Source organism: Novacetimonas pomaceti (assembly GCF_003207955.1).
Classification (GTDB): Bacteria; Pseudomonadota; Alphaproteobacteria; order Acetobacterales; family Acetobacteraceae; genus Novacetimonas; species Novacetimonas pomaceti.
The window spans coordinates 1-8,750 of sequence record NZ_NOXG01000044.1; the positions used below are offsets into that span (position 1 = coordinate 1).

The following is an 8,750-nucleotide window of genomic DNA, read 5'->3' on the forward strand; positions in this document are numbered from 1 at the left end:
GCATCGGGTTTTCTTATAGCTTACGAAAATTTCTTTTGTGCAAAACAGACTTTTTCATAATCTAACCCGATGTACAACCCTTCTGTGAGATTTCCGCGTCGATGCCGCCATCCGTCATGCGCCCGATGTCATGGTGACCGTATCGGGCCGCACTGTCGGGCGGGCGCGCGGCGGCATGGCGGATACGATGGCGCGTCGCCTGATCCGGCAGGATGAAATGCTCGACGAAAGTCTTGAACCCGCCACGACATGCCTGCATCGCGCGCAGGCCCGCGCGGCATTGCGCCGCCTGCGCGCGATGTCCCCTTCCACCCGATCGCGCCACGAGGCAGGCGGGCATCTGGCCCGTCAGCTGGGCCTGCCCCTGCCCTACGTCATCGGGGTAACGCAGGAGCGTTTTTTTGGCATGGCGTGGAGCCAGCTGGAGATGGCAAGCCCGGAGCTTCGGCGCATGCCCGTCAGGCGCTGCGAACTGGATATGCATGTCCGGCAGGCTGAACGGATCATGCGCCAGTTACTCGCGTCACGATCCGCCGTCTGCGTGTGACGCCCCCGGCTGCGGGCAATGCGGCGCATCGTTCAGGACATCCAGCCGATAATGGGGATGGCGGCGGGCATGGACCACCCGCATCCCTTCGGCGGCGCATCGATCGATGAAATGGCCGGCGGCTTCATCGCCGTTACACGGCGTATCGGTCGGGCCCGTCCAGTTGACCAGCATGACGGGCGCGCCCGCCTGCCGCACATGCAGGCACTCTGTCGCAAGCTGCCCGATATCTGGTGGCGTAAGGAAATACAGCAGTTCCGAAATCACGATCAGGTCACACCTGCGCGGCGGCAGGGCGGGAAAATCCCCAGGCAGCAATCCCCTGTGAAATGAAATCCCCGTCAGCCCGGCACAGCGGCGCCGGGCGCGTTTCAGGGCGGCCTCCGCCACGTCCACGGCCGTGATCCGGGCGCACTGCCGCGCAAGCTGGGCCGTCATGACCCCGATGGAACAGCCAAGCTCCAGCGCGTGATGGAAATGCCGTCCCGCCAGCAGGGACAGCGTTTCGCGATACTTGTCACGTTCGTACGCCCGCGTCCCGAATCCCCATGGATCCGCATGGTGTTCGTACATCCGTTCGAACACGGTGCGCGACCAGCTTGCGCCCGTCATGGATCGACAAAGACCTCGAAATCCGTGATCAGCGTCTCCAGCAGTTCCTCAGGCAGGGTGAAACCGGTGGGATCATCGGTAATCAGGGTGCCATACTGGCTTTCATACATGCCGACGGCGCGCGCCTTGGCCGCACGATAGGGCGCGATATCCAGACGCATCCCCGTGGGCCGTTCATGATCCACCTCCGTCTCCGCAGGGATAAGCCAGCCCCACACGGGATAGGCCAGCACCCGCAGCCCGCTGGCCTGCCGCAACGCAACAGCCATTTTCCACGCCGCCTCATGATCGCAATGCGGATCGGCCCACCACGGGGCCAGCACCACGGCGCAGCCATGACTTTCCGCCAGTCGCGCCAGTTCCCGCACGACCTGTTCAAACATCACCCCTTCATGCGGGACCCTGGTGTCGGGAAGGTTGAGAAAAATAAGGCGCTCCGGTACAAGCCCGAGACAGGACGCAGCATGCAGCGCCTCATGCTGCCGCTGCGCGCGCAGGCGCGGCGCGGGCCAGGCATGTGAATGGGGGTGGGAGCCCACGCCATCGGTCAGGACCACCACGACCGGCGGACGGCCCGCCGCGCAGCAGGCGGCAATCAGCCCCCCGCAGCCAAGGCTTTCATCGTCGGCATGCGGGGCAAGGATCAGGGTCGTGCCGGGCGCGATCGCCGATAACGGCGCCATGGGCAGGTCGCGCAACATTGCCTGCAGGACACCGGCCTTCATCGCATGTCCTCCACCCGGGGCAGGTCGCGATGCGTGAACCATGCAGCCCCTTCGCACAATGTTTCATCCGGGGCAGGCTGGCGCAGATAGGTCGCAAGATCGCGCGTCAGCCGCTCGACCACGTTTGTCCGGGTGAACGCCGACAGTCCCAGGCCACGCTGCACCAGTTCGATGACCTCCAGCCCCGCGCGTTCCACCGCGATGCGGGCCAGATTTACGGTGGCGACGATATCGCCCGCGTCCCGCCCGTCCTGCGTGGCAACGACCAGCGCGGCCTTTCGTGTCCACAGATACGCGGTTTCCGTGGCGATCAATGCCTGACCGATGCGGGCCTGCTGGGCCGGGCTGTCCGCGCGCCCACGCTCCGCCAGCTGAAGGCGCAGCAGGCTCGCCAGCCGTTCGATCCCACCCAGCGCGACAGCCATGCCACGCCATGCGCCGGCGGAAAATTCCGGCTGGCGCAGGTAATCCCCCGCCTGCCCGATCACCGCATCGGGGGGCAGCGTCATCGCACCGAAATCACACCGTCCCGTTTCCGCGCCACGCATGCCCGCAAGCCCGCCAAAGACAGGGGATACATCGCGACCATCATCCAGCGTCACCAGCAGCATACGCGTCGTCCCATCGCGCGTGCGGGCCGTCACAAGGGCGCGGGTGACATGACGCGCGCCCGAGGCAAAGATTTTCTCGCCCCGCAACCTGATGGTCCCGCCCACCTGTTCCATGCGCAGCGGTGTCGCACCTTCGGTCACCCATACGCCAAACAGGGCGTCATCATGCACGTCCATGGCCGCACGGGCCAGCTGATCGGGGGTGCCGTAACATGCGATCAGGCGAAGGGCGTTGATGTGCCCTTCCACGATACGGCCAAGCGCCAGACTTCCCTGCCCCACCAAGCGCAGGAGCTGCAGCAGCCCGATCATCCCCTGGTGTCCGGTGCCCAACCCCTGCCCGCCCAGCGTATGTGGCAGGGAGGCGGACAGGACCCCCAGCTCGCGCAGGCGCCCCATGCCCGCAGTCGGGAACGCAGCCTGCGCGTCATTGGCGCCTGCCTCCTCCTCCAGTTCCGCGCGACAGGCCGTCAGGGCTTCGAAGGGAAAGGTCATGGCCGCAATGCTCTCTTTGTCAGGGACTGCGCGATGCGCTGGCAAAGGAGAAAACGGCTTACTCTCTTGCCTGCCTGCCCAGAGAAACAGCAACCGTGTGAGTTTGGTTCCCCCTGATTTGCGATCGGGGTCTGTCAAAATGTGCAATGACGTCCGGCATCATGCCGGCCACCCCTTTGATACAGGCAAAACCGCCAGATGCCGAAAGGCGGCGCGGTTCAGTCGATATCCCCCCGCACCTCCGTCTGGCCGCTGCGTTTGAGCAGGACCAGCGCGACGATGTACACCGCCAGCCCCCCGGCCGAAAGCATGGCCCCGCCAATCCCCAGCGCGCCATAGCCGAACTTGTTGGCCAGCAGGAAACTGCCGAGCGATGCGCCAAGCGCATTGGCGATATTGAACGCCGAGTGGTTGAGCGATGCCGCCAGGGTCTGTGCATCGCCCGCGAAATCCATCAGCCGCGTCTGCAGCGCCGGGCCAAGGGCATTCACGAAAGCGGGAATGAGCAGCACGTCAAGCATCAGCGCCATTTCGTCATGCAGCACGAAAGGAAAGACCAGCATGACAAGCGCGCTGCCCGCCAGCGCCAGCAGCGCGGCAAGGTTGAGGTTACGGTCAACGATCCACGCGCCGACATTCGCCCCGATCAGCATTCCCGCCCCGCAGACGATCATGTAGATCATGATCAGCCATTCAGGCACATGCGTCACGTTCTGCAGGACACTGGTCAGGTAGGTATAGATGGCGAACATGCCGCCAAAACCGATTGATGCCGTCAGCAGGGTCAGCAGAAGCTGCGTATTGGCCAGCGCCCTGACTTCGCGGAAAGGCGAATTCCTGCGGTTGGGCACATCGGCGGGAATATAGCGCCATATGCCAAGAACCGTCAGCAGCCCCAGCGCCGCAATCAGGAGGTAGGCGATGCGCCAGCCGAAATGATCGGCCGCGAAGGTGGAAAATGGCGCCCCCACAAGCGTGGAAATGGCGATGCCCGACAGGATGCGCCCCACCGCCCATCCCCGGCGCCTGCGTTCGACCATGGAGGCACCGACCAGCGCGGAAATGCCGATCAGCGCGCCATGCGGCAGGCCGGTAATGAAACGGGCGACCTCCACCAGTTCCGGGCTGGGCATGACCACGCTCAGAAGATTGGCGAGGCAGAACAGCGTGAAAAGCAGCAGCAGCAGTTCGCGCCGCGACAGCCGCGCGCCAAGAATGGTGATCAGCGGCGCGCCGATCACCACACCCAGCGCATAGGACGTGATGGCATGCCCGGCATCAGCGGCCGACAGCCCGAGCGACGCCGCGAATTCCGGCAGCATGCCCATGATGGCAAATTCGCCCGTGCCGACGACGAATGTACCAAAGGTAAGGATAAAAAAGGCGGCTTTTGCGCCATGTGGCGCCACGATGGGCGAAACACCGCCCGCGGCAGGCACATTTTCTGTCATCTTGTGCAATCCGGTAGGAAAAGATTCAGGTCGTAAGGGTTTTCGCGGCGATACGCGCGATGTCGATATCGTCTTCCGTGCTGGCGCCCGATACGCCAATGCCCCCCAGCACGACGCCATCCGTCCCCTTCAGCACAAGCCCCCCGCCAAAGCTGGTCAGGCCGCCATTGGTGTTCTCCAGCGTGTAGGCACCGCCATCGGGGTGGCCGATCCGCGCGAAATCGGCGCTGTCCATATGAAACAGGGCGGCCGTGCGTGCCTTCTTGCACGCCACGTCGATCACGCCCAGCGGCGCGTTGTCCATGCGGATGAACGCCATGGGCCATGCCGCTTCATCCACGATGGAAATACATACACTGACCCCGCGGCTGCGTGCCTCCGCCAGGGCAGCATCCATCATGGTCATCGCGTCGGAGAGTTTCATTTCCTGGTTCCGGAACCTGTCGCAAAAAAAGCGCAGGGTAACCACGACCGGACAGGGGTGTAACGTCCCAATAATTAAAATCCCGATTTGTTCAACATTGCTGAACCGTGGCGCGTTCCACATGCTTCATCATCATCCATGCCAGGCGCACCAGACGCGCCGGCGGCAGTCGCGATGACGGACCGGTTACCGCGATGCTGGCCCGTACCTCCCCATTTTCGCGCCATGGCACCGCGACCGCGTTCTGGCCGGGGCGATAGGTTTCAAGGTCGAGCGCATATCCCTTGATGCGCACGGCCTCGATTTCCTGCCTTACGCCAGCGTCCAGCGCGTTGGCGCGCGTGCTTAGCACGCGCTTGCCCATGCCGGGGACGAAGGCAAGGAATATGAGCCCCACCGCCGATCCCTCCAGCGCCTCGCGACGCTGCACGCGCGCGGCCGCGATGTCGGGATCGTGCGGGTCGATAATGTCCAGATAGGCCGCCTTGTCCCCGCTGGGCACGCCCAGATGGACGGTCCCGCCACTTTCACGTGCAATGATTTCAAGCGTGGGGCGCATGCGGTCACGCAGGGCATGGTCATCGCCCACGATACGCGAAAGGTTGAGGATGCGTCCCCCCAGATGATAGCGCATGTCGCCCGGCCGCCGCTGTACATAACCAAGATGCGCAAGTGTCTGCAGGATATTGTGCACCGTCGTTTTCTCGATGCCTGAAATCGCGGCGATCTCGCGCAGTCGCGCGCTGCCACCTGCCTGCGCGATGATTTCCAGAAGGGCGGCCGAACGCTCGATGGACTGGATCAGCTTTGGTGTCTTGCCCATGGAACTGCTTTTCTGTCCTACACTCACGGGGCCTGTCATGGGCTAAGGCGCGACCCGTTCACACCCGTTCCGTCATTCCCCTTTCGCGCAGTATCCGAACCAGGGAACCGTGTCACCCCGTCCGGCCATCCCGATCCCCTGCGGTGCGGCCCATGGACATGGGCGTCATGGGCCGCAGGGACGGTTGATCCCGCCCATCAACCCGGCAGTCCGGACGGGGGCGACCCTGCCGCGAATGGTTCAATTTTTTGTTTTGGCGCGCGATCAGGAGCATGACCAGCCAGCGTCACGATTATCCCGGCGGCAGGTGCAGCCCCACGCAACTCCCGCAGGCAGGAGGACTTTATAGCGGAACGAATCACGGCTTACATTGCCGGAAAGGACGGACCGATGTCGTTCCTTCACAACCTTACCTGTCGCCGCTGTTTCAATCGCACATTCGCAACGGCGCTTGTCGCGACCCCTCTTGCCGCCCTCGCCGGGCGCAGGGCCAGCGCGGCGGACAGGAAGCTGTCCCCTGTTCCGGGAAACCCGAATTCCGTGCGGAGTCAGGTTCTTGACAAGGCTGCGGACGCCCTGCAGGTCAAGAAACCGATCGATGCCATGAGCGAGTATCTGAACGGATTTCATTTTTACGCCGACGATATGGGCCGTCAGGTCGAAGCCAATCATTTCTGCACGCATCTGAACGAGGATTTCCATCAATGTGTCATTTATGAAGCCAACCAGACAGACGCCAAGCTGCTTGGGATTGAATATATTGTCAGTGAAAGAATATTCAAAACGCTTCCAGAAGAAGAAAGGAAGCTGTGGCACAGTCACCAATATGAAGTAAAATCCGGCATGCTGGTTGCCCCGAATGTCCCAGATTTGGGGGAGCATGCTTTCATGGCTGACCTTGTCACGACTTATGGAAAAACATGGCACACCTGGCAGATAGACCGGAATCCCGATTTTCCCTTCGGCATTCCCCAGTTGATGATGGGATTTACAGGGGATGGCCAGATCCGGCAGTCCCTGCTGGATGATCGGGACAGGCGCTTCGATATTTCCACGCAGAGCGAAAGAAGGAACCGTGCCGATATTCCGCTGCCGGACATCGTACCCGGCGCAAACGCATGGCAGGGCGGCAAGACAATGCAATTGCAGCTGGTCGAGATGCCGGTGAAAAACCTCAGGACATGAATTCACACATGATTATTCTTGTCCGGAGAAAACAGACTGCATGGACAGAAGGCCCTATTGGCTGGATTGTGTCACCTGCGATGATATCCCTGAAGATTGTCTGAAAAAACCAGCAGAATATTGAAATTATAAAGATTTTTTGGTGAAGATTTTTGCAAAAAGCTTCGAAAGACATAGCATTCCCGAAAAAGGTCGATACCCCACAAAACCTTTGTCATTCCCATCAACAGGTTGTTTTCAAACAATGTGTCGCGCAATCAGATAATTCCTGTCCGCAACATCATGGCACCGTGGAAAAGCGATCCGCCCCGCATCCGATAAGGCCGGGCACGGCAGGACGGCAATAAAGGAAGCGCCGTCCCATTCAGATCAAGGATCCATGAAACGAAAACTGGTGATATCGTGCTTCCGGACCCGGCGGACGAAATCTCCGCAGGGCGGGGTCATGATACAGCGGCACAGGAGATCGTCTGCAAATGCCCACGGCCAAAACATCCCCTGCCGGTTCAGGGAAAGAACCGCGCGGCGCGGTCAGCCTGACCCATCCGGAGCGGGTTTACTGGCCGGATGCCGGTATCACCAAGCAGGACCTTGCCGATTACTATGTCATCGCATGGCCACGCATCGCCCCGTTCATCATTGACCGTCCGCTGGCGCTGTTGCGATGTCCGGAAGGGATCGGGGGACCGCGCTTTTTCCAGAAAAATACGTGGAAGGGCATGAATGCCCATATCCTGACGCTGAACGATCCCATGGAAAACGCTGACGCGCACCTGATCGGCATTCATGATTTCGACGGTCTTATGGGGCTGGTGCAATCCGCGGCGCTGGAGATCCATCCATGGGGCGCATCCCCTGATGACTGGGAAAAGCCTGACGAACTGATCATTGATCTCGATCCGGGGGATGGTGTCGGGTGGCACGCCATCATCACGGCCGCACGGGAAGTGCGCGAGCGCCTCGGCCTTTTCGGCCTTGCCGCCTTTGTCAAGACTTCGGGCGGCAAGGGGCTGCACGTCGTGGTTCCCCTGAAACCCGGGGCCGACTGGGATATGGCAAAACGTTTTTCTCAAATGCTGGCGCGCGAAATGGCGTCCGACAGTCCTGAACGCTATGTCGCCACGATTTCCAAGGCCAAGCGTCATGGAAAGATACTGCTGGATTATCTGCGCAATCAACGGGGCGCGACATCCGTTGCGCCCTATTCGACACGCGCACGCGCTGACGCGCCGATTTCAATGCCGGTTGCCTGGGCGGAACTGGACTCACTGACCGGATCGGCGCAATTCACGGTGAGCGACATATTGGGGCGTCCCGCATCGTTCCGCACGGATCCGTGGAAGGATTTCCATGCGGCACGGCGTCCGATTACAACAGCAATGCTTTCCACGGACCACGATTAAGGGCTGTTTTCAGGTATTGATCGGACGGGCCGCTTCCCGCGCAAGGTTGTCGCGTCATGGATGGCGGCAGAACGGACCCCGGCCACATGTGCGAACGTCCGGATCAGGTTACGCGATGAATGCGCCGCGTCCTATCCATTTTCGTTTTTCCTGCGGGTTTCGGCGGCCTTCCGGGCCGTGGCGGAACGTTCCCCGGCCGGACGGCGCGCGGCTGCCGCCCCGCCTGCCTCTCCCCCCTTGCGGGCGGATTCATGCGTCACGGCATGTCCCCGTCCTGATCCGCTTTTCTTGCCGCCACCCGTTTCCTTGTTGACCGTGGCCCAGGCCCGGCGCTCCGCCTCCTTATCATTGACGCCACGCTGTTCGTAGCTTTCCTCGACGCGGATTTCTCACACTTGAGGCAATTTCGGGTCATTTTGTAGAATTCAGTCATCCCACAGGAGCCCGATCTGGAATATTGACGATATTCTGCTT

General features: G+C 61.5%; 10 protein-coding genes. 3 read left to right on the top strand and 7 right to left on the bottom strand.

Features of this window, described 5'->3' with window-relative positions:
* Nucleotides 1-130 precede the first annotated feature (130 nt).
* Nucleotides 131-547 (top strand): hypothetical protein, encoded by a 417-nt coding sequence (locus tag CFR71_RS14705; RefSeq protein ID WP_110532066.1) that lies wholly within the window; start codon nt 131-133, stop codon nt 545-547.
* Here the strand turns inward: CFR71_RS14705 and CFR71_RS14710 are convergent.
* From CFR71_RS14710 to CFR71_RS14735, 6 genes are all read right to left on the bottom strand, one after another.
* Nucleotides 524-1,159, bottom strand: coding sequence for a class I SAM-dependent DNA methyltransferase (locus CFR71_RS14710; RefSeq protein ID WP_110532068.1), 636 nt, complete (start codon nt 1,157-1,159; stop codon nt 524-526). The genes CFR71_RS14705 and CFR71_RS14710 overlap by 24 nt on opposite strands.
* Nucleotides 1,156-1,884, bottom strand: coding sequence for a PIG-L deacetylase family protein (locus CFR71_RS14715; protein WP_110532070.1), 729 nt, complete (start codon nt 1,882-1,884; stop codon nt 1,156-1,158). Before CFR71_RS14715 ends, CFR71_RS14710 begins: the two co-directional genes overlap by 4 nt.
* Nucleotides 1,881-2,990, bottom strand: a complete 1,110-nt coding sequence (locus CFR71_RS14720) for an acyl-CoA dehydrogenase family protein (protein WP_110532072.1) — start codon at nt 2,988-2,990, stop codon at nt 1,881-1,883. The genes CFR71_RS14715 and CFR71_RS14720 overlap by 4 nt, the downstream gene beginning before the upstream one ends.
* A gap of 218 nt (nt 2,991-3,208) precedes the next feature.
* On the bottom strand, nt 3,209-4,441 hold the full coding sequence (locus CFR71_RS14725) for an MFS transporter (RefSeq protein WP_110532074.1): 1,233 nt from the start codon (nt 4,439-4,441) through the stop codon (nt 3,209-3,211).
* 25 nt (nt 4,442-4,466) lie between these two features.
* Nucleotides 4,467-4,865 (bottom strand): GlcG/HbpS family heme-binding protein, encoded by a 399-nt coding sequence (locus CFR71_RS14730; protein WP_110532076.1) that lies wholly within the window; start codon nt 4,863-4,865, stop codon nt 4,467-4,469.
* A gap of 91 nt (nt 4,866-4,956) precedes the next feature.
* On the bottom strand, nt 4,957-5,688 hold the full coding sequence (locus CFR71_RS14735; protein WP_110532078.1) for an IclR family transcriptional regulator: 732 nt from the start codon (nt 5,686-5,688) through the stop codon (nt 4,957-4,959).
* Nucleotides 5,689-6,078: 390 nt separating this feature from the next.
* Here CFR71_RS14735 and CFR71_RS14740 point away from each other — a divergent pair, with 390 nt between their 5' ends.
* Together CFR71_RS14740 and ligD are read left to right on the top strand one after the other, a co-directional pair.
* Nucleotides 6,079-6,873, top strand: coding sequence for an OBAP family protein (locus tag CFR71_RS14740; protein ID WP_110532080.1), 795 nt, complete (start codon nt 6,079-6,081; stop codon nt 6,871-6,873).
* Between the two features lie 476 nt (nt 6,874-7,349).
* Nucleotides 7,350-8,276, top strand: coding sequence for a non-homologous end-joining DNA ligase (gene ligD / locus CFR71_RS14745; RefSeq protein WP_110532082.1), 927 nt, complete (start codon nt 7,350-7,352; stop codon nt 8,274-8,276).
* 131 nt (nt 8,277-8,407) lie between these two features.
* On the opposite strand, the gene CFR71_RS14750 is transcribed toward ligD, so the two are convergent.
* The gene (locus CFR71_RS14750) at nt 8,408-8,662 is read right to left on the bottom strand and encodes a plasmid stabilization protein (protein WP_110532084.1); all 255 of its coding nucleotides are present in this window, start codon (nt 8,660-8,662) and stop codon (nt 8,408-8,410) included.
* Nucleotides 8,663-8,750 lie beyond the last annotated feature (88 nt).

Coding starts and splice junctions, on each gene's coding strand:
- CFR71_RS14705 (WP_110532066.1), top strand. CDS start 131: ATGGTGACCGTATCGGGCCGCACTGTCGGGCGGGCGCGCGGCGGCATG.
- CFR71_RS14710 (WP_110532068.1), bottom strand. CDS start 1,159: ATGACGGGCGCAAGCTGGTCGCGCACCGTGTTCGAACGGATGTACGAA.
- CFR71_RS14715 (WP_110532070.1), bottom strand. CDS start 1,884: ATGAAGGCCGGTGTCCTGCAGGCAATGTTGCGCGACCTGCCCATGGCG.
- CFR71_RS14720 (WP_110532072.1), bottom strand. CDS start 2,990: ATGACCTTTCCCTTCGAAGCCCTGACGGCCTGTCGCGCGGAACTGGAG.
- CFR71_RS14725 (WP_110532074.1), bottom strand. CDS start 4,441: ATGACAGAAAATGTGCCTGCCGCGGGCGGTGTTTCGCCCATCGTGGCG.
- CFR71_RS14730 (WP_110532076.1), bottom strand. CDS start 4,865: ATGAAACTCTCCGACGCGATGACCATGATGGATGCTGCCCTGGCGGAG.
- CFR71_RS14735 (WP_110532078.1), bottom strand. CDS start 5,688: ATGGGCAAGACACCAAAGCTGATCCAGTCCATCGAGCGTTCGGCCGCC.
- CFR71_RS14740 (WP_110532080.1), top strand. CDS start 6,079: ATGTCGTTCCTTCACAACCTTACCTGTCGCCGCTGTTTCAATCGCACA.
- ligD (WP_110532082.1), top strand. CDS start 7,350: ATGCCCACGGCCAAAACATCCCCTGCCGGTTCAGGGAAAGAACCGCGC.